The organism is Actinopolymorpha pittospori (assembly GCF_014873875.1).
Taxonomy (GTDB): Bacteria; Actinomycetota; Actinomycetes; order Propionibacteriales; family Actinopolymorphaceae; genus Actinopolymorpha; species Actinopolymorpha pittospori.
Genome location: NZ_JADBEM010000001.1, coordinates 9,511,263 through 9,536,674, shown reverse-complemented (window position 1 = coordinate 9,536,674; position 25,412 = coordinate 9,511,263). Strand labels below are relative to the sequence as shown.

The following is a 25,412-nucleotide window of genomic DNA, read 5'->3' as shown; positions in this document are numbered from 1 at the left end:
CAGAGACGTCCCCCGGGATCGACTGTTTCCGCAGGTCAGAGGCGGTAGGCCAGCTGCGGGGCGCCGGCCCGAGCGAGGGAGCGCCGGGGGGTGAGTTTGTGGCCGGGGAGCAAGAAGACTCGGTGAAGCCGGACGCGCCTCGCGGGCGGACCTGGGTCCGCTCGCTGGGCATGAGTGGCCTCGTTCTGCTGGTTCTGGGGGCATTGACCGAGACCATCACGGCCGGTACGCAACGGGCGATGGTGGGCGGCATGTTCTTTCTTGCGGTGGCCGCTTTCGTGGTGGCCGGCGTGGGGCGCCTGACAGAACCTGAGGAGATGCGCGCCGCCCGCGCCGAGAAGGCCGCCGCGAAGAAGGCGCCGCCGCCGACGGCGGAGGGTGACGAGCCTGGTGGATCCTGGCAAGAGGGCGGCGGCTGGGACGATGCGGGCGAGCCCTGGCAGGAGGAAGAGGAGCAGCAACGTCCCGGGGCCGAGCCCTGGGAGGAACGCAACGCTCCCTGGGGCGAGCAGCGACCCGAAGCACCAGCGGTCGGTGCAGGCCCGCCGGCGACCAAGCCGTGGGAGGAGCAGACGCGGCCCAAGCAACGCCGACGTGAGTCCGGTCGGAGGCAGCAGCAGCAGCCGCGGGTCCCGGAGCGCAAGCTGCCCCGGCTGTCCGACCTCACCAACGCCCAGTTGGGGCCGACCCAGACGATGTACACCTCGCGCGGTCAGGCGCCCTACGTGCGCCGACCGGCCGCCGATGGTCGCCTCGCCGCGCTGCTGAACGCCGACAGCGCGCCGTTCCCGTTCGTGGTCGTCGTCGGTCCGGCCAAGGCCGGCAAGTCGCGCACCGTCGTGGAGGCGGCGCGATCGGTTCTTGGTGGCCGGGATCCCGGTGTCCTCATCCCGGCCAGCGGCGAGGAGGTCGCCGAGCTGCTGCGGGACGACGGCGCGCTGGCGCACGAACGACAGCCGTGGGTGGTGTGGCTGGACGACGTGACGGCCGCCGACCTCACGCACCTGTCCGCCGACGCCCTCGACCGGGCGTCGGAGCGGGCCCTGCTGATCGCCACCATCACCGACGAGCGCTGGGACCAGATCCTGTCCAGCGGTGGCGACGTCGCGGCGACCGCGAAGGCGGCCCTGCGGCGGGCCACGAAGGTGCCACTCGACTTCGAGCTGACCGTGCGCGAACGCGCCGAGGCCGAACAGCTGTACCCGCAGATGCACATCAGCGCGAGCATCGGCGAGGCGGTCGTCAGCGGTGACCAGCTGATCGCGAAGTTCCAGGCCGGCAAGGACCAGGAGCCGGCCGGGTACACGATCGTCCAGGCGGCGGTGGACGCACGCCGGGCCGGTCTGAACCGTCCACTCACCGATGCCGAACTGCGTGGCCTCTACCCGCTGTACCTGCGGCGGGTCCGCATCGACCTGGATCCGACCACCAGGCTGTTCGAGGAGGGCCTCTCCTGGGCGACCGAGGCCGCGTCGTCGGAGGTGGCGCTGCTGAGCCACACCGAGGACGGTGCCGGCCTGGAGGTGCTCGACTACGTCATCGCGGTCGAGGAGGGCCGGCACGGCCACGAGGCGCGGCCGGTGTTCGAGGCGATGTGGCAGGAACTGCTCGCTGCCGTTCCGGCCGACGACGCGTTCAACATCGGTATCGGGGCCAGCCTGCGCGACAACTCCGCGGCCGCCGAGATGGCGTTCCGCAAGGTCCTGGATGCCGACCACGCGGGGGAGGCGCCGCGCGCGGCGAACAACCTCGGTCTGCTGTTGCGTGAGCAGGGCGACGTGCCCGGCGCGCGGACGGCGTTCCAACGCGCGATCGACTCCGCGCACCCCGACGTCATGCCGCGTGCCGCGAACAACCTCGGGACGCTGCTGCGTGAGCAGCACGACCTCAACGGTGCGCGGATGGCCTACCAGCGGGCGATGGAGTCCGGGCACCCCGACGTCGTTCCGCGGGTCGCGAACGAGCTGGGTTCGCTGCTGCGTGAACAGGGCGACGTGTCCGGCGCGCGGGCGGCGTGGCAACGGGCCGTCGAGTCGGGGCACACCGACGTCGTACCTCCGGCGGCACTCAACCTCGGGATGCTGCTCAAGGACCAGGGCGACGTCGCCGGCGCCGAGTCGGCCTACCAGAAGGCGATCGACTCCGGACACCGCGAAGTGGTGCCGGTCGCGGCGCTGAACCTGGGTTCGCTGCTGCGTGAACAGGGTGACATGTCGGGCGCGAAGACGGCCTACCAGAAGGCGGTCGACTCCGGGCACTCCGAGGTGGTGCCGGTCGCGGCGCTGAACCTGGGTTCGCTGCTGCGTGAGCAGGGTGACATGTCGGGCGCGAAGGCGGCCTACCAGCGGGCGATGGACTCCGGCGACGTGAGCGTCACTCCGGTCGCCGCCCTGAACCTCGGGATGCTGCTGAAGGACCAGGGTGACCTGACCGGAGCCGAGGCGGCCTACCAGCGGGCGGTCGACTCGGGCGACGTCGACGTGGTGCCGATGGCCGCGCTGTACCGCGGCTCACTGCTGAAGGACCAGGGGGACCTGGTCGGCGCGGAGACGGCGTTCCAGCGAGCAGTCGACTCCGGGCACCCGGAAGTGGCGCCGATGGCGGCGAACAACCTGGGTGTGCTGCTGACGGAGGAGTCCGATGTCGCCGGTGCGCGCGCGGCCTACGAACGGGCCGTCGAGTCCGACCACCCGGACGTCTCACCGATGGCGGCGAACAACCTGGGTGTGCTGCTGACGGAGGAGTCCGATGTCGCGGGTGCGCGGGCCGCGTACCAGTTGGCGGTGGACTCCGGGCACGCCGACGTGGCACCGATGGCGGCGCTGAACCTCGGGTTGCTGCTGGACGAGCAGGGCGACGTGCCCGGTGCGCGAGCCGCGTACCAGTTGGCGGTGGACTCCGGGCACGCCGAGGTGGTGTCGGTCGCCGCCGTCAACCTCGGCTCCCTGCTGCGCCAGCAGGGTGAGGTGGCCGGTGCGCGGGCGGCGTTCCACCTCGCGATCGACGCGGGGTTCGTCGACATCGCACCGGTGACCGCGGAGAGCCTGCGGGTGCTGGTGGCCGGCCAGGGCGGTGCGGTGAGCGCGAAGCCGACGTCCCGGCTGGCGCTGCCCGGACCGCGGCAGGAGCAGGCGGCCATCGCCGCGCGCAGCAGCGGCGGAGAGGAACTCGACGAGAGCCTGGGCGAGGACCTCGACGACGGCCCGAACGGCCGGACCTGACGCGACCGCACCAGGTCGCCGGCCGTCGGGGTAGGGAGCGGGGTCGGGAGCTTGCCGGACAGTTGTCGGCCTGCGCGAGCGTGGCGCGTTCGCGCGGGCCCGGTCCGGTGAGACCGGCACCTGCCGCTTCGCGGATTCATCCGGGTTGCGGCGCGTTCCCATGATCGCGCGGTAGCGTCAGCATCGTGCTGGGTCTACCCGAGCCGATCACGGCCTGCCTGTTCGACCTCGACGGCGTCCTGACCACGACCGCCAGCGTGCACATGGCGGCGTGGAAACAGACCTTCGACGAGTTCCTCCGGGCGCGCGAGGGTTCCGGCTACCGACCCTTCAGCCAGGACGACTACGACCAGCACGTCGACGGGCGCCCCCGGGCCGACGGCGTACGTGAGTTCCTGCACTCCCGCGGCATCACCCTCACCGAGGGTTCCGCCGACGATCCGTCCGACGCCCAGACCGTCAACGGGGTCGGAAACCGGAAGAACGACCTGCTTCTCGAGCTCGTCAAGGAGCGTGGTGTGAGCGCCTATCCCGGCTCGGTGCGTTACCTCGAGGAGGTGCGCGACGCGGGGTTCGCCATCGGCGTGGTCACCGCCTCCCAGAACGCCGAGGCCGTCCTCGCGGCGGCGAACCTCGACCAGTTCGTCCAGGCCCGCATCGACGGCATCGTGGTCGCCGACCAGGGGCTACGGGGCAAGCCGGCCCCGGACTCCTACCTGGCCGGCGCCAGGGCCCTCGGCGTCGAGCCCGCGCGCGCGGCGGTGTTCGAGGACGCCCTCGCCGGCGTGGAGGCCGGCCGGGCGGGCGCCTTCGGTTTCGTGGTCGGGGTCGACCGCGTGGGTCAGGCGGCCGCGCTGCGCGAGCACGGTGCCGACCTCGCCGTGACCGACCTCGCCGACCTGCTGACGACGGTGCCATGACGACCGAGCAGCCGAGGTACGAAGTCTCGCCCTGGGAGCTGCGCTGGAGCGGGCTGGACATCGAGGCGCTGAAGCGCACGGAGTCCTCCTTCGCCCTGTCCAACGGCCACATCGGGTTGCGAGGAGCGTTCGAGGAGGGCGAGCCGCGCGGCCTGCCCGGCACCTACCTGAACGGCTTCTTCGAGCGCAGACCACTGCCCTACGGCGAGGCGGGGTACGGCTATCCCGAGGACGGCCAGACCGTCGTCAACGTCACCGACGGCAAGATCATCCGGCTGCTGGTCGAGGACGAGCCGCTCGACATGCGTTACGGCTCCGCGCCCTTCCACGAGCGCGTCCTCGACTTCCGCTCCGGCACGCTGCGGCGGCGCACCGAGTGGATCTCGCCGACGGGCCGGCAGGTACGCATCGAGTCCGAACGCCTGGTCTCCTTCACCCAGCGGGCGGTCGCGGCCATCCACTACGAGGTCGAGCCACTCGACGGTGACCTGCAGGTCGTCCTGCAGTCGGACCTGCTCGCCAACGAGCCCATCGAGCGGGTCACCATGGATCCCCGGGTGGCCGCCGTCCTGGAGGCGCCGCTCGTCGCCGACTTCGCCTCGGCGGAGGGCTACCGCGCCGTCCTCGCCCACCACACCCGGCGCTCCGGGCTGCGGATGGCGGCCGCGATGGACCACGAGTTCGACGTCCGCGACCCGATGTGGACCGAGGTCCAGGCGGAGGAGGACCTGGCCCGACTGACCGTCGCCGTCCAGGTGCGGATGGGCCAGCGGCTGCGGATGACGAAGTACATCGCCTACGGCTGGTCGAGCCAGCGCTCCACTCCGGCGCTGCGGGCGCAGGTGGACGCGGCGCTGGCCGGCGCCCGGCAGACCGGCTGGCAGGGTCTGCTGAACGAACAACGCGGGTACCTCGACGACTTCTGGCGCTCCGCCGACGTCGAACTCGACGGTGACGCCGAACTCCAGCAGGCACTCAGGTTCGGGTTGTTCCACGTCCTGCAGGCCGGTGCCCGCGGCGAGACCCGCGCGATCCCGGCCAAGGGGCTGACCGGCCCCGGTTACGACGGGCACGCGTTCTGGGACACCGAGTCCTTCGTCCTGCCGGTACTCACCTACACCGTTCCGGAGGCCGTGAGCAACGCGCTGCAGTGGCGGCACTCCACGCTGGACAAGGCCCGCACCCGCGCCGCCCAGCTCGGCCAGGCGGGGGCGGCGTTCCCGTGGCGGACCATCAACGGCGAGGAGTGCTCGGGCTACTGGCCGGCCGGCACCGCGGCCTTCCACGTCGGAGCCGACGTGGCCGACGCGGTCGCGCGGTACCTCTCGGCAACCGGCGACGAGCAGTTCGAGCGGCTCTACGGGCTCGAACTCCTCGTCGAGACCGCCCGGCTGTGGATGTCGCTCGGCCACCACGACGTCCACGCCGGCTTCCGGATCGACGGGGTGACCGGCCCGGACGAGTACAGCGCGATCGCGGACAACAACGTCTACACCAACCTCATGGCCCAGCGAAACCTGCGCGAGGCGGCCGACAGTTGCGAACGCCACCCCGACATCGCGCAGACGCTCGGAGTCGATGAGGAGGAGACGTCCCGGTGGCGTGACGCGGCACACCGGATGGTCGTTCCGTACGACACCGAGCTGCAGGTGCATCCCCAGTCGGAGCAGTTCACCAACCACGCGGTCTGGGACTTCGCCAACACACCCCGCGAGACCTACCCGCTGCTGCTCAACTACGCCTACTTCGATCTCTACCGCAAGCAGGTCGTCAAGCAGGCCGACCTCGTTCTCGCGATGCACGTGCGCGGCGACGCCTTCACCGCGGAGCAGAAGGCGCGCAACTTCCACTACTACGAGCAGCTGACCGTCCGCGACTCCTCGCTGTCGGCCGCGACGCAGGCGGTCCTGGCCGCGGAGTGTGGCCACCTCGAGCTGGCCTACGACTACCTCGCCGAGGCGGCCCTGGCCGACCTGCACGACCTGCACCGCAACACCCACAACGGGCTGCACATCGCGTCCCTGGCCGGTGCCTGGATCGCCACGGTCGCCGGCTTCGGCGGCATGCGGGACCACGGCGGCGAGATCACCTTCGCGCCCCGGCTTCCTCCCGAGCTCACCAGCATCAGCTTCCGGATGCGCTTCAAGGGGCGCCAGATCGGTGTGCGGATCGCCAGCAAGGAGGCCACCTACCACCTGCTGGAGGGTGAGGAGATCAACACCTCCCACCATGGCGAGCAGATCACGCTGCACGCCGGTGAACGCCTGACGATGCCGATCCCGCGTACGCCGACGCACCCGTCTCCGCGCCAGCCTCCGGGTCGCGAGCCCGCTCACCGCCGGCCGACCGCGCCGACCTGACCGGCCGCCGCGCCATGGGGCCGAGGCAGGCCCTAGATATGCCTAGGTGGGTCCGAGGGCGGCATAGGTAACGCCGGCCGCTCAAGATAGGTAATCGATGCTGATGGCAGCTGGTCCTTACCGAAACGAGGATGGTGTCACACCACTTCGGAAGGACCGGAAATGATTCAGCACCCCCATCTGATGCTCAGTCTGGCGGAGGCCCAACAGCGCCAGATGATCACCGCCGCCGAGCGCCACAACCGGCTCAGCGCGGCGCGCCGGTACCGCCGCGCGGCCAACCGCGCCGCCAACCGGCTCCGCCGCGGGGCGGCCGCCCGCGAGGAGGGCGAGGCCGGCGCTTCGGCGCCCGGCCGACCGGACGGTAACTTTGCTCCGTGCGGTGGACACGTGGCGGGGCAAGTCGGGTGATGGTCGGGCGCGACCGTGAGCTTGGGCAACTCACCGAGCTCGCGGCCTCCGGCCAGTCCCGGGTCGCCGTCATCGCGGGGGAGCCGGGCGTCGGCAAGACCCGGCTGATCCAGGAGTTGCTGGCCACGCTCGGGTCGGAGTACACCGTCCTGGTCGGCACCGCTGAGCCCGGCTCGCTCTCCCGCCCCTACGAAGTACTCCTGGACGCGGTCGACGGTCGGCCCGGTGTCGACGAGTTCCAACTCGACTCACTGGCCGATCCGGACCGCAGTCCGGTCGAGCGCCTGCACGCCGGCCTGGCCATCGTGGACGACTTCGTGGGCGAGCGGCCGGCGGTCATCGTCTTCGAGGACCTGCACTGGGCCGACTCCGAGAGCGCCGCGCTCTTCGAGCGGATCGCCGACACCGGTGGGTCCCGGCTACTGATCGGCACCTACCGTCCCGACGAGGTCACCAGCCGGCAGCCGATCGCCGCGCTGCTGGCCAGGCTCGGCCGCCGCTACGCCGTGACCCATCTCGGGCTGGAGCGGCTCACCGAGTCCGACACCGCGGCCCTGCTCACCACCATCACCGGGAAGCCCGTGCCCTACCGCTCGGTGGTCGCGTTCCACGAGCGCACCGGCGGAAACCCGTTCTTCCTCGAAGAGCTCATGCGCGGCCACGAGAACGACAGTCTCGAGGTGCTGGGCGAGCAACCGCTGCCCTGGAGCCTCGCTGAGGTCCTGCGCCGCCAGGTCGACGAACTGCAACCCCCTGTACGCCGGATCGTGGAGGCGGCCGCGGTGCTCGGTCACCGGGTGCCGTTCGACCTGCTGGCGGCGGTAACCGGTGCCGGTGAGGACGAACTCATCGCCGCCCTGCGTGAGCTGGTCGTGCTCGGCGTCCTCGTCGAGGATCAGGAAGGCCAGGACGACTTCCACTTCCGGCACTCGCTGGTGCGCGAGGCGATCTCGGCGCGGCTGCTCGGTCGTGAGCAGCGGCGGCTGCACGAGGCGGCGCTGGAGGCGTTGCTCGCGGCGGGCGGCTCCGACCCGGCCATGGTCGCCCTGCACGCCCGCGCCGCGGGCCGGTACGACGAGATGGTCGCCGCCGCCCGGAAGGGGACCGCGCTCTACCTGTCCATCGGGTCGGCGTACCAGGCGCTGCAACTCGCCGAGATGGGCCTGGAGGAGGAGAGCGACGACGCCGAACTGCTGGCCGGCGCGGCGCAGGCGGCCTGGCTGGCCGACCTGCTCGACGACGCCATCTCCTACGCGCGGCGCTGGCAGGATCGCGCCGCCACCAGGAGCGAGCAGGTCGAGGCGCTGTACCTCCTGGTCAGGCTGGCCTGGGACACCGAGGAAGAAGCCAGGATGGAGGCGCTCACCGATGAGGTCGAGCGGCTCATCGCGAAGCTGCCGCCCGGCGCGGAACAGGCCCGGGCGATGACGGTGGTGGCCCAGTCGTGCATGCTGCGCGACCAGACCGAGGTGGCGGTCAGCTGGGCGGACCGCGCGATCGCCCTGGCGGAGGAGTTCGACCTGCCGCGCGTCCGCCTCGCCGCACTCGTCGAGAAGGGCGCGGCCCTGACCGAGCGCGCGTCCAGCAGCGACGAGGGCCGGGCGCTGCTCGCCTGGGTCGTCGACGAGGCCGAGAAGCTCGGCGAGTGGGTGCTCGCCGCCCGCACCCTGAACCACGTCGTCCAGAACGCCGGTGCCGCCGAACCAGCCGAGCACGCCGAGATCCTGGAGCGGATGCGGATCGATGCCGAGCGGGCCGGGATCGAGTCGCTCGCCGTCGCGGCGTACTTCCAGGGCCGGGCGCGGATCGCGACGCGCGAGGGCGACCTCGCCGCGGCGATCACCGCCCTCGAACTCGGCCGCGAGCGCGACCGAGGCTATGAGCAGCGGCACCTTCGTCGAACCTGCTACCACGCCGTCTTCCTCAGCGGGCTCTACCTCGAGGCCGGCGAGCTCGACCTGGCCGACCAGACGATCGAGGGGTTGCGGTCCTCGCCGTACGCCACCGGTCTGATCGTTCCTGGCCTGGATTTCCACCTCGCCTGCCGCCGAGGCGACCTCGCCGCCGCGCAGAGCCAGCTGGACCAGGTCTTCGCCGCGCTCGCCGAGCAGTCCTGGCGCAGCGGATCGCAGGCGCACGACCTGATCTCCGCCGCGCTGTTCGTCGGGTTGCCGCTGCCCACCCTCGACCGGATGGGCGAGGAGCTGCTCGACGTCCACGTGTGGGACGCCGCCCGCACGCTGGTGGAAGCACAACTGGCCGAGGCCCACGGCGAGTGGGCCAAGGCGCTCGCCAGCTACCGTGTCGCCGCCGACGCTCCGGTCCTCGGCGCGTCGGCGCGTGGAACCGCCCACGTGGGCGCGGCACGCTGCGCGCTCGCGCTCACCGACCAGCCGCGGGAGGTGGCGGTCGGCCACGTGCAGAAGGCTGCACGCCTCCTGTGCCAGTGGCGCGGTTGGCGCGTCGCGCAGCTGGAGGAGGTGCGCGCGCGGCTCGGGTTGGCCGCCGCGGACGGTGCCACGGCAGGGGTGGGTGCCGCCCTCACCCGGCGGGAGCGGCAGGTCGCGGTGCTGGTCGCGGACGGGCTGACGAACGCCGAACTGGCCCGGCGCCTCTTCATCTCGCCGAAGACCGTTGCCATCCACGTCTCCAACATCCTGCACAAACTCGGGGTGTCCTCCCGCACCGAAGTCGCCGACGTTCTCGGCTGAGGACCACGCGGGCCCGGCGTGGTCCTTCGCCATCGATCGCCGCACCGCCGCGCGGACGTGGGTCCTACGCGGCGAACCCGCCGTCCACCGCGAGCGAGGCCCCACTGACGTACCTGCCGCCGTCGCCGGCGAGGTAGGCGACCGCCGCCGCCACGTCGGAGGGCTCGCCGTAGCGACCGAGCGCGGTCAGACCCTGCTGCATCTCGGCACCTGGGCCGTCACTGGGGTTCATGTCGGTGTCGGTCGGACCGGGATGGACGAGGTTGGCGGTGATGCCGCGCGGTCCGAGTTCCCGGGCCAGTGCCTTCGTCAGCCCCGTCAAGGCGGACTTGCTGGTCGCGTACAACGCACCACCGGCGAACGCGACCCGCTCGGCCATGCAGCTGCCGATCGTGATGATCCGCCCGCCGGCGCCCAGGTGCGCGAGGGCGGCCTGGGTGGTGACGAGTGGACCGCGGACGTTGACCGCCAGCACACTGTCGATGTCGTCAAGGTCGAGTTGCTCGACCGGACCGAGGACGCCGAGTCCGGCGTTGTTGACCAGGATGTCGAGCCGACCGAACTCCGCGACGGCCTCCTCGACGCAGCGGCGGGCGGCCGCCGCGTCGGCACTGTCGGCCTGGACGGCAAGCGCCCGGCGGCCCAGGGCCTTGATGTCGGCGACGACGTCGGCTGCCTGGTCGGCGTTGTTCCGGTAGGTGAGAACGACGTCCGCGCCGTCGTGGGCGAGCCGGCGGGCCACCGAGGCGCCGATGCCGCGGCTGCCTCCGGTGACGAGGGCCACCTTGCCGTCGAGTTCGGTGATCAGGTGCGTGCTCATGTGGTGGTTCGTCCGCTTCTTGCTGGGTTCTGGGGACATGATCTGATTCTGTTCCCAGCCGGGCGGAAAGTCCGGCGGCCATCGGACATGGCGTTGGCGGCGTCCGCCGACCACGCCACCGGTGCCAACCGAGCCTTGACGGCACCAGCGCTCAACCCGCGCCGGCGGGGTCCTGGCCCGCGGGGTCGATGTGGGCGGAGCGGACGTGCTCGTAGACGACGTTGGTTCTGACGTCGGCCACCTCGGCCCGCTGCGTGAGGCGGTCGACGACGAAGGTGTAGAGCCCGTCGGTGTCGGGGACCGCGACATGGATCAGGAAGTCCCACGCCCCCGCGATCACGAACAGCCCGATCGTCTCCGGCAGGTGGGCTGCCCATTCGCGGAACTCGGAGATGATCCGGCGTGAGGGCGGACGGACGCGGACCGAGATCAGCGCCTGGACCGGCCTGCCCACGGCGTGCAGGCTGACCTCCGCCCGGTAGCTGACGATCACGCCACGCTGCTGAAGGCCGCGTACCCGCATCAACGAGGTCGAAGGCGCCACGCCGAGGGCGCCGGCGAGTTCGCGGTTGGTCTGCCGTGCATTGTTTTCCAGTTCGCGCAACAATGCCCGGTCGATCGAATCAAGCACTGTCAACACCTTCACCTTCGAAACGACGTTCGCCGTGCCTGGGTGTGCGTCAAACAAAAGCGTACGGTGGCGATCGCGACCGGCACCGTCGTCCTCGCCCCTACCTGAGCGGCGTCCGACGGCATTCGGTACGGAATTCACCATCGACGTACTCGGAGGCGCCACATGGCGACCCGACGATCTGATCCTCACCCCAGCCTCGACGGGATCACCACGATCGCGAAGTATCTACTGGACCGCCTTGCCCAGGTGGGCGTCCGGCACATCTTCGGCGTGCCTGGGGACTACAGCCTGCTCTTTCTCGACGCCATCGACGCCCATCCGGACCTGGAATGGGTCGGAACCGCGAACGAACTCAACGCCGCCTACGCCGCCGACGGGTATGCCCGAATGAACGGGTTGGCGGCGCTCGTCACGACCTACGGCGTGGGTGAGTTGTCGGCGATCAACGGCGTGGCCGGCAGTTATGCCGAACATGTCCCTGTCCTGCACATCGTCGGAATGCCCGCCACCGACGTACAACGTCAGGGCCTGCACGTGCACCACGGGCTGCTCGACGGTGATTCTGGGCACTTCGTCCGCGCGTTCGATGAGGTGACCTGTGCGTCCGCCACGCTCACCGCGGACACCGCGGACACCGCGGACACCGCGGACACCGCGGACACCGCGGACACCGCGGCCGCGGAGATCGACCGGGTCCTGCGACGAGTCGTCTCCGAGAAGGAGCCGGGCTACCTCGGGCTGCCGACCGATCTCGTGCACGCCCCCTGCCTGGCCGCGGAGGAGGAGTGGGTGGCCGACCTCGCGACTGGCGCCCTCCTTGGTTCGGAGGCGGAACCCGCACTCTCCGGTTTCGTGGAGCGGGCGGCCGAGTTGATCGACGGGGCCACCAGGGTGGTCGTGCTCGTCGACCACCTGGCCGACCGGCACCACGTCCGCGCGGAACTCGACGCGCTGATTCGCGCGGGGCACCTCGCGTCGGCGACCACCAAGGCGGCCCGCGGGACCGTCGACGAGACAACGCCGGGATTCCTCGGTGTCTATGTGGGCGCCGCCGGCGAGGACGGCGTTCGCGCGGCCGTCGAGGGAGCCGACGTGGTCATCGCGGTCGGACTCCACCTCTCCGACCTCAGCAGCGGTGGGTTCACGGCGACGTTGGATCCGGGCAGGCTCCTCGACCTGCGCCCCACCCACGCGGTGGTCGGCGGTGTGCCCTGCCGCGGCGTGACGATGGCGGCGGCCCTGTCTGCCCTCACCGCCGTGGTCGCCGGGCGCGGTCCGGCGGCGGACGACGCCCCGGCCTGCTCGTCCCGCCCGGCACGCGGTGCGCAGGCGAGCGTTCCGGCCGACGCGGAGCTCACCCAGGCGATCCTCTGGGACCGTTTCGCCGACTTCCTCCGGCCCGACGACCTCCTCGCGGCCGACCAGGGAACGGCGTTCGAGGGCCTGCTCGCGGTTCGGCTGCCCCGCGGCGCGGACCTGATCGCGCAGCCGCTGTGGGCGTCGATCGGCTACACCCTGCCCGCGCTCCTCGGTGCCCAACTGGGCGCGTCGGCCCACCGGCGTGCCGTCCTGCTGATCGGCGACGGGGCGTTGCAGATGACCGCCCAGGAGTTGGGCGGCATCATCGCGCAGGGGCTGGACCCCATCGTCGTCGTCCTCAACAACGACGGCTACACCGTCGAGCGGGTCATCCACGGCCGGGACGCGCACTACAACGGCATCGCGCGGTGGAACTGGTCGGCCTGTCCGAGCCTGTTCGGTGCCTCCCCGGACGCGGTCGTACGACGGGTCACGACGGTCGGCGAACTCGACGACGCGCTCGCCGCCTGCGCCGAGCCCGCCGGGAACGTGTCTCTCGTCGAGGTCGTCCTCGGTCAGTACGACGTCCCGCCCGCGCTCAGCCGCCTCGTGCGGACCGTCGCCGCCGCGGGCGAGTGAGGACGTTCAGCCACCCGAACCACCGCTGGTCAGATGACGCAGGTACTCGTCCCGGTCGAAGGGGTTGCCGTCGGTCCGGGCCCGCCGAGGCGCCGGCTCGGGGGCCGGGCGGTCGCCGTCCGGTCGGGACCACCAGACCCCTTCGCCGTGGGTGAGTTCGGGTAGCTGCTGCTGGAAGGCGTGCACCTGGCGCGCCGGGATACCCCCTGACAGCTGCCAGGATGCCTGGTCCGCGGCGGTGTCGCGGATCGCGGCGCCGGCCGCGGTGAGCTGCCGGGTGACCGCGCTGAGCGTGTCCGCCGGCACCTCGAGCTCGAACGCGTCGAGTGGCTCGTGGACTCGGGTTCCGGCCTGGTCGAGCGCCCGCATCAGCACCAGCGGAGTGAGGTGGCGGAAGTCAGCAGCCGTGCTCCCCGCGCTGCTGAAGCCGGAGTGGGTGAGGGTGACCCGGCAGTCCGGCACCGACCAGCCGTACCGCCCCTGCGTGAGGGCGCTGCGAACCGTCTCCTCGATCGCGCGATGGTAGGCGAGCGGCAACGACCCGAGTTCGACCTCCATCCGGTAGACCACGCCGGCGCCTGGCTCGGCGGGCTCCACTCGCAGCCCGATGGTCGCGCAGAACTCACCCGGCCCGCCGCCCATGGGCTCGAAGGCCGCACCGACACCGGTGACCCGCTCGACGTGGATGGTGTGGCTCGGTTCGAAGATCGCCTCGACGCCGAAGTCCCGGGCGAGGGTGGCCGCGATGACCTCCTTCTGCACCTCGCCGTACAGCAGCACCGACGTGCCGCCGTCGGGCGTGGTGCGGGTCTGGATCAACGGGTCCTGGTCCGCGAGGTTCACCAGGGCGGCGTGCAGGCGCCCTGCCTGACCGGGTTCGCCTGCGTGGACGAGGGTCTCCAGCCGCGGCGGCGCGAAGCGCACCTGCGGCCCGAGCCGCCCGAGTCCCGCGCCGGACCCGAACTCGTCGCCGACCCGTACGTCGGGCAGGCCGCCGATCCTCGCGATACTGCCCGGGCCCGCGTGCCGGGCGTCCCCGGGAGCGGCGCCGACCCTGCGCAGGAAGGTGATCTGGCCGGCGTACTCGCCCACCCCACCGTCGGGGTGGGGCCGGTGCACCGTGACCCGTTGCCGCTCGCGTAGTTCGCCGGCGTACATCCGCAGGAAGGCGAACTTCTCCCCGGAGCGGCCGCGTTCGATGGCGAAGACCGTCCCCCGCAGTCCGTCCCCGTCAGTGCGGGCCCGGGGAAGGAACCGACCGATCCCGTCGAGCAGGGTCGCGACGCCCTCCCCGGTCAGCGCGGACCCGAAGTAGAGCGGGTTGAGGAGACCGCCGGCGGTCTGGGCGGCGAGCGCGCGCAGGAGGGTGTCGTACGCCGGAAGGTCGTCGGCGACCAGCGCCTCCAGCAGCGAGTCGTCGTTCTCGGCCAGGATCTCGGTCAGGCGGGCTCGGTGGGCGGCGTCGTCCGGGGATGGCGGGGCCGCGTGCGCGGTGCGGGTGCCGATGCGCTGAACGGAGTTCATCGGGACGACGGGCAGGGACAGCTTCCGGCGTACGTCGGAAAGGAGGGATTCGTCGCGCGCACCCATCCGGTCGACCTTGTTGGCGAAGACCAGGGTGGGCAGGCGCAGTTGCCGCAGGGTCCGCATCAGCACGCGGGTCTGGGCCTGCACGCCTTCGACGGCGGAGAGCACCAGGACCGCGCCGTCGAGCACGGACAGGGCCCGTTCCACCTCGGCGATGAAGTCGGGGTGTCCCGGTGTGTCGATGAGGTTGACCTGCAGGTCGCCGATCCGGAACGGCGCGACGGCCGACCGGATGGTGATGCCGCGGCGGCGTTCGATCTCGTTGCTGTCGGTCTGGGTGTCACCAGCGTCGACGCTGCCGAGCCGGTCGATGGCCCCGGTGTCGAACAGGAGCCGCTCGGTCAGGCTGGTCTTACCGGCGTCGACGTGGGCAAGAATGCCGATGTTGAGGGTTGGCATGGAGACGGAGATCCTCGAGAACAGTCGTCCGACAAGGGCGCTGGCGTGTTCCGAGGCTCTGCCGCATCTGTGCTCCCGAGAATCGTGGCTCCGTCGTGGTGAGCCTGCTCACGAGTCGAGGCTCCCCGCTCATGCTGACACCGGATCCGGCCGGACGTCGACTGGATTTACGGCGACGGCGACGACAACGCCCACCGTGGTGGCGGCCAGGGGTGCGCGGATGACCCGCTCACCAGTCGACCATGATCCGCAGGACACGACCGAGGCGTGTACTAGTCGGACGGGTCGGCCTCGTCGTCGCTGATTCCGAAGATGGTGGAGCGGATCTGTCGACTGGTGGTGTCGAGTTCCTTGATGGCGCCGTGGATGCGTTGTTGGACGGCGGGTTCGGTGCTCATGTCGCCGGCGGTGCGCAGGCGTAGGCCGACGCCGAAGAGTCGTTGGATGACGAGGTCGCGCATTTCGTGGGCGATGCGGTCGCGTTCTTCGAGGAGCATGAGGTGTTCGCGGTCGCCCTGGGTGCGGACGCGTTGCAGGGCGAGGGCGGCGAGGTCGGCGAAGGTCTGGATCTGCTCGGCCTCGGCGCGGGCCGTGCGTGCGTGGGGCGAACCGCGGTCCCAACCCGCGAAGACGGTTCCGAGCGCCTGCCCGTCGGCGACGAGCGGGACCTGCATTCCAAGGCCGACCCGCGAGATGTGGGCGGCCCAGTTCGGCGGTGGCTGGTGGCCCGGTAGGTGGGTGTAGTCGTCGCTGACGATGCGCTTGCCGTCGGCGAGGACGCGTTCCACCAGCCCCTCCCGTGGGATCCGGACGTCGGGCGGTATCTCGTTGTTGTCGATCCCTTCGAACACGACCGCGTACATGCTGTCGGCGTCGTTCTCGTCCACCAGCATGACGCCGGCGATGTCGGCGCCGGAGATCTCCCGGAGTTGGCGGATCATCAGCCGCATCGCCTCGTCCCGGTCCACCTCGCCAAGGAGCAGTTGCGCCATCTGCGAGGCGGCCTCGAGCCACCGCTCCCGGCGCCGCTGGTCCTCCTGCGCCCGGACCCGTTGCAGGGTGAGCGCCGTCTGGTTGGCGAAGGTCTGGACGAGATCGACCTCACGCGCGGCCAGCCGGGCCTGGGGCGAGCCCCGCCGCCAACCGACGAGGAGATTTCCGAGTACTTCCTCGTCGGCGTTCAGCGGCATGAACATCGCGAGCCCGAGGACGGCCAGGTGCCGCCGCCGCTCGGGGGTCGGGTCGTAGCGCGGGTCCGTGGTGAGGTCCTCGGTGACGATCGCCCGGCCGGAGTCGACCACCACCCCGACGATGCCCTGGCGCGGGATCCGGTCGCCGCGCTTGGGGCGGAACTCCAGGCCGGAACCCGCGAGGTAGATCAGGCTCGTGGGGTCGGCGGAGTCCGTCAGCGTGATGGCGGCGTAGTCGGCCCCGGAGATCTCCCGGATGCGTTCGGAGGCCCACTGTGTCGCGGTCGGCAGGTCGACCTCGCTGAGTGTCGCCCGAGTCATCTGGGAGGTGCCCTCGAGCCACCGCTGGCGGCGGTACTGCTGGCGGAGCAACCGGATGTTCTCGATCGAGTTCGCGGCCGCCTTGGCCAGGGTGACGGCGAGTTGTTCGTCGGCCATGCCGAACTCCTGGCCACCCTGCCTGTTGGCGAGGTAGAGGTGGCCGTACGGCGCCTCCCGCAGATGGACGGGGACGGCGAGCAGGCTGGTGATCCGTGGTCGCGGGGCGGCGTGGCCCGGCTGGTCGCCGTCGTCACCCACCCCTGCCGCCTGGTTGGCCTCGAGCAGGCGGCTGAGAAAGTGCCGCAGGTCGGTGAGCCCGTCGATGGCCTCACGTTGCTCGGGGGTGAGGCCGTAGGAGACGACGTTGAGGACGTTCCACTCCGACTCCGCCACCAGCAGCACGCCATGCTGGGCACCGGTGAGCCGGCATGCTGAGGCGACGACCTCCTGGACCGCCTGCCTCAGGTCAGCCTCTCCGTCCCCAAGGCCAGCGCTCTCCAAGGAAGCCCCTTCCGGCCCGAAGTGGGCCGGATCTGGGCCGTCGGGGAAGGTGGCCATCCTTTAGATGGTAGGCCGCTTGTTTGGTGCGCAAAGGACGAGCCGACTCGACCGGATCAGGGGCGTTCGGGAGGTCCACGCGGTGTGTCACGACACCCGGCCTTCGTCGCCGGGACCAACCGACCGTCCTCGCCCAAAGTGCTCCGGCGGAACGCCGACCAAGGTGGTTCACCGAGCGGATCTCGCCTCGGCGTGCCTTTTCACGCCTTCCCCCTCCATCCGCAGGTACGTGCGGATGCGGTCGCCCACGATGCGGCCCAGCAGGCCGGCGAGCAGGCCGGAGTGGTCGATGCTCAGCCGGATGTTCAGGGTGTTGCTCGGCCCCGTCTCGAGGAAGTGACCCGCCACCATCTGGGTCCCCGCCGTCCGTGTCTCCCAGACGAAGGAGCGGCCTGGCTGGGCCTCGATCACCGTCCAGACCATCGGCCGCATCGCGGGCTGCTTGATCCGCGCCCGGCTGCCGACGCCGAACTCGCCGCTGTCCAGGCGCTCGGCCGACGTCACGGACTCGGTCCAGTCCGGCCAGTGCTCGACGTCGATCCAGGTCGCCCAGACGTTACCGGGATCGGCGGACGTCGGGACCGTGGTCTCGTACCTCATGGGGTAAGCCCTTCCCTCGGTGTCGTGACGGGTGATCTGTCTCCCACCACTAACCGATCAGGGACGTGATCGGCTACGTGGTCCAGGGCAAGTGTCCCCTTTCGCCCAGACCCCCCGAGTCGGGTGTTCCGGCTGCTAATGTCGCGCGAATGGTGTCGTCGAGTCAGCTGGCGGCCTTCGCGCTGGCGTCGTTCGTGCTGATCGTGATTCCCGGGCCCAGCGTGTTGTTCGTGATCGGGCGGGCGTTGGCCTACGGCCGGAGGACGGCCCTCGCATCGGTGTGCGGCAACGCCGTGGGCGTCTATCTCGTCGCGGTGTGCGTCGCGCTCGGCGTCGGCGCGATCGTCGAACGTTCGGCGCTCGTCTTCGCCGTCCTGAAGTACGGCGGCGCGGCCTACCTCGTCTGGCTCGGCGTCCAGGCCGTCCGGCATCGACGCTCCCTCGTGTCCGCGCTCACCGGTGACGAGGCGCCTCGGAGCCCGTGGCGGGCGGCGCGAGAGGGCTTCGTCGTCGGAGTGGCCAACCCGAAGGCGTTCGTCATCTTCGCCGCCGTCCTGCCACAGTTCGTGGACCGGCCGGCGGGCCACGTACCGGTCCAGATGCTGCTGCTCAGCCTGGTGTCCTTCGTGATCGCGCTGCTTTCCGACAGCGCGTGGGCGGTCGCCGCCAGCGCCGTCCGGTCCTGGTTCGGACGTTCGCCGCGCCGGGCCGAACTCATCGGCGGCGTGGGCGGTCTGTCGATGGTCGGCCTCGGCCTGTCCGTCGCGGTCACCGGGCGCAGGGACTAGGGCACGACCTGGCCAGGGCGGTCGGGATCGGCGGAGGTGGGATCGGCGGAGGTGGGAACGGTGGGATCGGTGCGGGAGGCGGCGGGAGTTCCGGAGTCGCTCCGACACCGCGTCCTGCTGCACCATCCGGCGGGCTTCCGTCCCTTCGGCGGCAGTGGTCTCTTCACCCGGATCGGTGGCCAACCGACCGTCGACCGGCTCGTCGACCATCTTTATGCCGGGTTCGAGGACGACGAACTGCTCAGGCCCCTGTTCCCACGTGACCTCGCGGCCGGGCGCGCGGGACAGAAGGTGTTCTTCGCCCAATGGCTGGGCGGCCCCGCCCGCTACTCCGAGGAGTCCCACGCCGGACTGAAGCAGCGCCACGACGACCTCCCGATCACGCCGGCGCTGGCCGCTCGCTGGCTCGGCCACTTCCGCCGGGCGCTGGAGGTCATGGTCCCGGACGAGGCCGACCGGACGTCGATCCTCGCGCAGGCACGCTCCCTCGCACACGCCCTGCGTGGCGAGCCGGGTGACGACGAACGGGCCGTCGGTCAGGTCGCGTGGTGCGGCGTGGGCGCCCGAACCCTCAGGCGCGCGACGGACCTGGCCCGCCGAGGCGATGTCGACCGGCTGGCGGCGGCGATGGAGGAAACACCGGCTCTACGCCATCCGACGTACGCCGCCGCGTCCATGCAGCTGGCCGTCCTGGCGGGGCGTACGGCCGTGGTGGGGTTGCTGCTGGGTCTCGGGGTGGACGTGAACACGCCGCACCACCTGCCGGTGCGCGTGAGCGGGCGTGCCTTCGAGCGGGTGGTGTACGTGACGCCCCTGTGCGCGGCGCGTCTGCGGGGTCAGGCCGAGGTGGAGGAGGTCCTCCTGCGGGCGGGTGCGCGGGAGGACGTGTTCACGGCGGCGTTCCTCGGCGACGTACCCGTACTCACCCGCCTGCTCGACAGCGACGGCAGCGTCGCCGGCGAACCTGATCCGGCGACCGACGTCCTCGCCGTCACGGCGCTCGACCACGCCGTCGGAGGTGGGCAGCTCGAGGCGCTGCGCCTCCTCCTCCGGCATCGCCGGAGCCCTCTGCCCGACGGAGTGCGAGCACTGCGCGGCGCCGCGGAGAGGTCCAGCCCGCCGATGGTCGAACTCCTCCTCGCGCACGGCGCCGACGCGACCCGGCTCGGGGTTGGTCGCTGGGTGCTGCACCCGAGGCTCGCGCCGATGCTCGCCGGCCATGGAGCGCGCATCGACTCCTCCGGCGCGTGGATCGGTGCCTGCTGTACCGGCAACCAGGGTCGCAAGGACGATCCGGACTACGTCCGGGCACTGCTTCGCCACGGCGCCCGAGCCACCGATCGCCGACGAGGCGGTCCCGGGAGCGCTGGGAGGGCGGGCGTCGGGGCGCTCGAGGCGACCGCGCTGCACTATGCCGCCAGGGCGGGCTTTCTGGCCACGATCGAGGTCCTGCTCGACAACGGTGCCGATCCGGTCGCCCGGGACAGTCGCGGTCGCACTCCGCTGGACTGGCTGGAGGAGGCGGCGCCGTCGGTGGCGAAGGGCGAGGTCCGCCGGTCCCTGACCCGTGCGCGGGCTAGGCGAGGTTGACGGGGAGCGCACGTCACAGCCGGGACAGAAGGGATGTCGCGTACGGCAGGTCACGATTGCGCTCGATTCGGTACGGATGTGGCACCGGCGTCCCCCGTTGGGGCGGACCGCGCTGGGTCGGAAGCCTCCTGCCGCGGAGGGCCGCGTGGCGGAGCGTGGAAGGTGATGAGTGACGCGCGCGCCGGCGGCGAGGACCGCTCGTCTGGTGGTATGCCCCGACCGGTCCAGGCCCCGTTCACCCAACGGATCCGGGTGCCTGGAGGGCACCGGATCCCCAGTCAGCGCGGGCAGGGTGTGGGCCAGCAGGATGTGGGCCAGCTGAACGTCCAGGACCAGGGTGGACGTGGCGAACGCGAGGTGCTCGAACTCGGGCCGCCCCGGTTGGCCTGGTGGCTGGGTCGGAGCCGGGCCCGTTTCGTGGCTCTGGTCGCCGCCGTAGCCGTCACCGCCGGAGGGCTCGGGAGCGTACTCGGTGGCGTCCTGACGGCGAACCACCTGAGCGACTCGGTCGCCGGTGGCGCCGACGTCTCGAACGTCCGCAGCCTCTCCCACGTCCCGCAGGTGATCGACACGGCGTCCCGCAGCGTGACCGACATCCAGGTCAGGTCCATGACCGGGAGCGAAAACGGGTCCGGGGTGATCCTCACCCAGGACGGCATCATCCTCACCAACAACCACGTGGTCTCCTCGGCGCGCGACGGCGGCCAGATCACGGTGCGGTTCGGTGAGGAACGGCAGGGGCAGAAGGCCTCGGCGTCGATCGTCGGGACGGATCCGGCGAGCGACCTGGCCCTCATCCGGGCCGACGGGGTGAGCGGCCTCACGCCGGCCAGGTTGGGAGCGTCCTCGGCCGTCCGGGCCGGCAATCCGGTCGTCGCGATCGGCTCGCCGGAGGGGCTGGAGGGAACGGTCACCTTCGGCATCGTCAGCGCGCTGAATCGTGAGGTGCGGATCAGGAACATGGCCAACGGGCCGGACGTGACGTACGAGGCGATCCAGACCGACGCGCCTCTCAATCCGGGGAACTCCGGTGGCCCGCTGGTCGACATGTCCGCCAGGGTCATCGGCGTCAACTCCGCCGTCTACGCACCGGCCACCGGCGCGGCCACCCAGGGGCTGGGGTTCGCGATCCCGATCGACCGCGTCAAGGTCATCATCCGCAAGCTGGAACGGCCGGCCGACCAGATCCCGCTTGGTGAGGCCGCCACCGGGCGGTCTTCCGGCGGTCGCTAGAGGGATATTCGTTCGCGCCGGCGGCCGTCGGACTGCGAGCGTCTGTCTCGTGCTGACGGTCAGAAGGTTTCGTGAGGCGGACGCGCCGACGCTGTGGGCGTTGAGTGACCTGATCACGATCGGAGCCACCGCCGATCCAGGCGTTCCGCTGCCGCTGCCGCCCGCACGCCATCCGCCGGCCTTTCCCGACCTGGCCGACATACCCGCGAGGTTCCTGCGAGCTGGAGGCGACTTCCTGGTCGCCGAACTCGGCGGCCACCTGGTCGGGATGGGCGGCATCCGGCCGACTGCCGGGTCGCGGGCCGAGGTCAAGCGGATCCGGGTGCATCCGGCCACCCGGCGCCACGGCGTGGGCCGGGCCCTGATGACCGCCCTGGAGCGGCGTGCGCAGGGGCTGGGTATGCGGGAGATGCACCTGGACACCGCGGACCAGCCGGACGCGATGGCGTTCTATCGCAGCCTTGGTTATGAGGAGGTCGGCCGGGAGCGGCAGCCCGGCAGGTCGTGGACGCTGGTGTACTTCGTCAAGAGGATCCCGGGCTCGCGGTGAGGGCGCGCCCGGGATCCACCTGGTTCGGTCAGAGCCTGCCGAGGTCGATCGCGTTCGCCATGGCGTCCATGCCGGCGTCGTTGGGGTGGAGTTGGTCGCCACCGTCGTAGGCGGCCCGCATCGCGTCCGGATCCGCCGGGTCGGCGAGCGCCCAGTCGAAGTCGGCGACCGCGTCGTACTCCCCGCTGGTGCGGATCCAGGTGTTCACCGCATCGCGTACCCGCTCCGCGGCGGGGACGGACCCGGCCTTCTCCGCCGCCTCCCACTCCTCGGCGGGGGCGTAGAAGCTTCCCTTGAACGGCGTGAGCGTCGCGCCGACGATCCGCACACCGCGCCCGTGCGCCGCGCGGATCAGGCCGCGGTGAGCATCAATGAGCTGCGCGGCCGTCACTGTGGGCGAAGCGCCGCACCCGAGGTAGTCGGGCATGCCACCCGTGCCGATGTCGTTGACACCTTCCAGCACGATCACCGTCCGCACGTCGGGCTGGGCGAGTACGTCGTTCGCGAACCTGTCGACCGCGCTGGCGCCGAAGCACGTGGAGTCGCCGAGCAGTTTGTTGCCGCCGATTCCGGCGTTGACCACCCCCATCGGCCGGCCAGACCGGACAAGTCTTTCGGCGAGTTGGTCGGGGTAGCGGTTGTTGGCGTCCACTGTGGAGCCGTAGCCCTCGGTGACGGAGTCACCGAGCGCCACCACGCTGCCGTGGCGTCCTGCCCACCCACCGGTTCTGCCGGCGACGTCAACGCCGGTCAGGTAGTACCACGAGTGCGAGGTCTCTCCGGCGAACGCGGAGGCGCTCGGGTCGAACCGCCGGTCGCCCTGGGCCCGGTACGTCGTCGCCAGCGCGAGTTCGTGGAAGGTGGCCGGTCCGGTGGAGCCCGCGAAGTACAGTGTCACCGCCAGCGAGTCGAGCGGCCCGACCGGAATCGTTGCCGCGTCCGACGTCGTCTCCTGGCCCACCGGGATCGTGGTCGACCGCGACCGGTCGAACGTCAGCTGACGCACGGTGCCAGGTCGCACGGCCGCGCCGGTCGCCGCCTTGGCGACCGTCGCCCCTGTCACCCGAAGCGGTGCGGCGCCGTAGCGGTTGGAGAGCCTGATCCGTACCTGGGATCCACCGGTGCTCACCCGCACCACCTGACGAACGGACTGGTCGGTGAACCCCGGCACGGACCAGTTGGATCCCTGCCAGTCGTTGCTTGGGGTCGGGTGGTGAAGCGACGCCGACCAGGTACTCGTCCACCTGCCGGTCGCGAGGGACGTGGCTTCGGAGGCGGTGGCAGCACCGGCCGGGACTCCCAGCGCCACCACCGCCGCGGCCACCGCTCCGGCCGCCAGAATGCGAACCGTCGAAAGGCTCATGTCTGTCGGTGTCCTTTACGTCGCAGGTCCTCTGCCGTCTACGACGGGCTCAGACGCCGAGGAGCTTCTCGAGCTTGCCGAGAGAGCTGTCCCAACCGTCGCGGGCCATGCCGATGAACTCCTCGGAGTAGGGGCCCTGACGCAACACGAGACGGGTGCGGCCGCCCTCGTCGTGCAGTTCGACCCGCAGATTCATGCCGGAGTTCTCCTCGACGCCGACGAGCAGCTCGTTCTCGACCACCTCGGTGAAGCGGGCGTTGACCGGGGACCTGAAGGTCGGGTCGGCGTCGCTGACCATCTCGAACCGCTGGTGGCCGCCCACCCGTGCCTCGATGTCGACCGACTCCCGCGGAATGGAGAACCCTTCCGGGCCGAACCATTCGGCGAGCTGGTCAGGATCGACGAAGGCGCGGTAGACGAGTTCGCGGGGCGCGTCGAAGACCCGGCTGATGACGAGTTCGTTGGCGGGGGAGGTTTCGGTCATCTCTCTGCCCTCTTCCTGGGTTTGCTCTGTGGGTCCGTGGTCTTCGCCCGGGAGGGTTCGCCGGGCTGTCGTGTGGGGGCTTCTGCCTGGATCCGTCGGAGGTGAGCGTCGAGCCGGTCGAAGTTGGCGTCCCAGAACTCCCGGTAGTGCTCCATCCAGCCCATGACCTCGCGGAGCGGGCCGGCGTTGAGACTGCTCGACCGCCACTGGGCCGACCGTCTCCGCGTGATCAGCCCGGCCTCCTCGAGCACCTTCAGGTGCCGCGAGATGGCTGGAAGGCTGATGGAGAAGGGCTCCGCCAGCTCCGAGACGGTCGCTTCGCCCTCCGCCAGTCGGGCCAGGATCGCCCGGCGGGTCGGGTCCGCCAACGCCGCGAAGATCATGCTGAGTCGATCGGTTGCCATCTGTTTAACCTCTCCGTTAATTAACGGATGGGTTAAACGTAGGGCTCGCCGGCGCCGTCGTCAAGGGCGGTTCGGCGCATCCCGGAAGAAGTCAGCGGAGGACGGGGAGCCTGCCGTGCTCACCCGCGCCCGCAGTCCGCGCAGGCGCCCCGGCGGCGCAGGTGGTAGGCGAGCGTCGCGGCGGCCAGGGCGACACCCCACAGCGGCCAGAGAAGTTCCGGCCCCATGGTGGCCCAGGAGTTCTCCTGGAACTCCGGACGGAACATCAGTCGGAGGTACTCCAGTCCTGCCGAGGTGACGATGATCGAGACGAGGGAGGCGGGCACGATGGCGAGTGCGGGCGGCACGCGGCGTCCGGCCCGAAACCACACCAGGCGCGGGTAGGTCTCACCCCATCGCTGGGCCAGGCCGAGGGTGAGGACGGCGCCGCCGATGGCGAGCGTGGCCAGCGCGGCTCCGGCCCACCAGATGTTGTTCGCCCTGCCCTGCTGGTAGAACTCCTCGCTGATACCGAGCCGGATCCCGAGGGCCCAGGCCCAGCGGGTCGCGGCGTAGACGAGCGGTACGACGACCGCCACCCCGACCGCCCAGCGTCCCCACCGCGCGGCAGCCGCCGACGTGGTCCAGGCCGGCGTCTGGTCACCGCGGCCGCACCTGACGCAGGCGGCGCGCTTCCGGCGCGCGAAGGACACGGCGACCCCCGCCCACACCAACCCGCCCAGCACGCTGCCGACCTGGTGGGTGAGCGTCCACAGCCCGAGGTTGGCGATGGTCGGCAGGTCCGATCCGGTGAGAAGGACCCACAGGCCCATGCCGGCGAGGATCGGTGCGTACGCCACGATCATCAGCAGTCGCCGGTCCGGGATCACGACCAGCAGCGCCACCGCGCTCAGGGCCGCGAAGCCCAGGACGAGGATCCGGAGCGCGGCGTTGCGGCCAGGACGACGCAGCGCCCCGGGCCGGGTACTCGCGAGAGCGACCACCGTGCCGATCAGTCCGAACCCGGCGATCACGGGAGCGGCGGTCGTGCGTGGGAGCCCGCCGAGGATGGACTCGAGCGGTTCGGGGTCGTGCCCCGCTCCGAACGGAAAGCCCGCACCGCCGAACGTCCAGAAGAGGCCGAGCGCGGCGTACAGGAGCGACCAGGCCGAGGCGGCGTACCCCACCCAGGCCGGCCATCGGGAAAGCACGGATCCAGGCGCGGAGGTCGGCGCCCGGCCTGGTGTCGAGGAGGTTCTCGTGGATGCTGGCTGCATGGCATCCAGGCTCGTGCCGGCGAGCCACCCGGCACATCGGCCGATCGGCAGAGGCGGGTACCCACCGCCGTCCG

At 71.2% G+C, this 25,412-nt stretch carries 19 protein-coding genes; 10 read left to right on the top strand and 9 right to left on the bottom strand.

Annotation, left to right across the window (positions count from 1 at the left end; all coding sequences use genetic code 11):
* Positions 1-170: 170 nt before the first annotated feature.
* The 5 genes from HEB94_RS44125 (at position 171) to HEB94_RS44105 (ending at position 9,623) form a co-directional block, all read left to right on the top strand.
* Positions 171-3,221, top strand: a complete 3,051-nt coding sequence (locus tag HEB94_RS44125; protein WP_192755360.1) for a tetratricopeptide repeat protein — start codon at positions 171-173, stop codon at positions 3,219-3,221.
* 185 nt (positions 3,222-3,406) lie between these two features.
* On the top strand, positions 3,407-4,141 hold the full coding sequence (locus HEB94_RS44120) for a beta-phosphoglucomutase family hydrolase (protein WP_192755359.1): 735 nt from the start codon (positions 3,407-3,409) through the stop codon (positions 4,139-4,141).
* Entirely contained in the window at positions 4,138-6,501 is a 2,364-nt protein-coding gene (locus tag HEB94_RS44115; protein WP_192755358.1) for a glycoside hydrolase family 65 protein, read from the top strand. The genes HEB94_RS44120 and HEB94_RS44115 overlap by 4 nt, the downstream gene beginning before the upstream one ends.
* 162 nt (positions 6,502-6,663) lie before the next feature.
* Positions 6,664-6,912: a hypothetical protein gene (locus HEB94_RS44110; protein ID WP_192755357.1), complete on the top strand. Its 249-nt coding sequence runs from the start codon at positions 6,664-6,666 to the stop codon at positions 6,910-6,912.
* Positions 6,879-9,623 carry a helix-turn-helix transcriptional regulator gene (locus HEB94_RS44105; RefSeq protein WP_337918391.1) on the top strand — a complete coding sequence of 915 codons (2,745 nt, stop codon included), beginning with the start codon at positions 6,879-6,881 and terminating at the stop codon, positions 9,621-9,623. Before HEB94_RS44110 ends, HEB94_RS44105 begins: the two co-directional genes overlap by 34 nt.
* A 64-nt stretch (positions 9,624-9,687) precedes the next feature.
* Here the strand turns inward: HEB94_RS44105 and HEB94_RS44100 are convergent, their stop codons facing one another.
* On the bottom strand, positions 9,688-10,482 hold the full coding sequence (locus tag HEB94_RS44100) for an SDR family NAD(P)-dependent oxidoreductase (protein ID WP_238361784.1): 795 nt from the start codon (positions 10,480-10,482) through the stop codon (positions 9,688-9,690).
* A 112-nt stretch (positions 10,483-10,594) separates the two neighbouring features.
* Positions 10,595-11,074 carry an Lrp/AsnC ligand binding domain-containing protein gene (locus HEB94_RS44095; protein WP_202896865.1) on the bottom strand — a complete coding sequence of 160 codons (480 nt, stop codon included), beginning with the start codon at positions 11,072-11,074 and terminating at the stop codon, positions 10,595-10,597.
* 165 nt (positions 11,075-11,239) lie between these two features.
* Here HEB94_RS44095 and HEB94_RS44090 point away from each other — a divergent pair, with 165 nt between their 5' ends.
* Positions 11,240-13,015 carry an alpha-keto acid decarboxylase family protein gene (locus HEB94_RS44090; RefSeq protein WP_192755355.1) on the top strand — a complete coding sequence of 592 codons (1,776 nt, stop codon included), beginning with the start codon at positions 11,240-11,242 and terminating at the stop codon, positions 13,013-13,015.
* A gap of 6 nt (positions 13,016-13,021) precedes the next feature.
* On the opposite strand, the gene HEB94_RS44085 is transcribed toward HEB94_RS44090, so the two are convergent.
* The 3 genes from HEB94_RS44085 to HEB94_RS44075 form a co-directional block, all read right to left on the bottom strand.
* A complete protein-coding gene (locus HEB94_RS44085) occupies positions 13,022-15,001 on the bottom strand; it encodes an elongation factor G (RefSeq protein ID WP_192755354.1) in 1,980 nt (659 codons plus the stop codon).
* A gap of 272 nt (positions 15,002-15,273) precedes the next feature.
* The gene (locus HEB94_RS44080) at positions 15,274-17,070 is read right to left on the bottom strand and encodes a GAF domain-containing protein (RefSeq protein WP_192755353.1); all 1,797 of its coding nucleotides are present in this window, start codon (positions 17,068-17,070) and stop codon (positions 15,274-15,276) included.
* A gap of 168 nt (positions 17,071-17,238) precedes the next feature.
* Complete coding sequence (locus tag HEB94_RS44075; RefSeq protein WP_192755352.1) at positions 17,239-17,670, bottom strand: SRPBCC family protein; 432 nt, start codon at positions 17,668-17,670, stop codon at positions 17,239-17,241.
* A 149-nt stretch (positions 17,671-17,819) separates the two neighbouring features.
* On the opposite strand from HEB94_RS44075, the gene HEB94_RS44070 reads away from it, so the two are divergent.
* From HEB94_RS44070 to HEB94_RS44055, 4 genes are all read left to right on the top strand, one after another.
* Entirely contained in the window at positions 17,820-18,458 is a 639-nt protein-coding gene (locus tag HEB94_RS44070) for a LysE family translocator (RefSeq protein ID WP_192755351.1), read from the top strand.
* A gap of 60 nt (positions 18,459-18,518) precedes the next feature.
* Positions 18,519-20,048: a globin domain-containing protein gene (locus HEB94_RS44065; protein WP_192755350.1), complete on the top strand. Its 1,530-nt coding sequence runs from the start codon at positions 18,519-18,521 to the stop codon at positions 20,046-20,048.
* Between the two features lie 165 nt (positions 20,049-20,213).
* A complete protein-coding gene (locus HEB94_RS44060) occupies positions 20,214-21,281 on the top strand; it encodes a S1C family serine protease (protein ID WP_238361783.1) in 1,068 nt (355 codons plus the stop codon).
* Positions 21,282-21,330: 49 nt separating this feature from the next.
* On the top strand, positions 21,331-21,831 hold the full coding sequence (locus HEB94_RS44055; RefSeq protein ID WP_192755349.1) for a GNAT family N-acetyltransferase: 501 nt from the start codon (positions 21,331-21,333) through the stop codon (positions 21,829-21,831).
* Positions 21,832-21,859: 28 nt separating this feature from the next.
* Here HEB94_RS44055 and HEB94_RS44050 read toward each other — a convergent pair whose 3' ends face one another.
* From HEB94_RS44050 to HEB94_RS44035, 4 genes are all read right to left on the bottom strand, one after another.
* Entirely contained in the window at positions 21,860-23,194 is a 1,335-nt protein-coding gene (locus HEB94_RS44050; protein WP_192755348.1) for an SGNH/GDSL hydrolase family protein, read from the bottom strand.
* Positions 23,195-23,243: 49 nt separating this feature from the next.
* Positions 23,244-23,678, bottom strand: coding sequence for an SRPBCC family protein (locus HEB94_RS44045; RefSeq protein WP_192755347.1), 435 nt, complete (start codon positions 23,676-23,678; stop codon positions 23,244-23,246).
* Entirely contained in the window at positions 23,675-24,082 is a 408-nt protein-coding gene (locus HEB94_RS44040) for an ArsR/SmtB family transcription factor (protein WP_192755346.1), read from the bottom strand. Before HEB94_RS44040 ends, HEB94_RS44045 begins: the two co-directional genes overlap by 4 nt.
* A gap of 119 nt (positions 24,083-24,201) precedes the next feature.
* The gene (locus HEB94_RS44035; protein WP_202896864.1) at positions 24,202-25,272 is read right to left on the bottom strand and encodes an NYN domain-containing protein; all 1,071 of its coding nucleotides are present in this window, start codon (positions 25,270-25,272) and stop codon (positions 24,202-24,204) included.
* Positions 25,273-25,412: the final 140 nt, after the last annotated feature.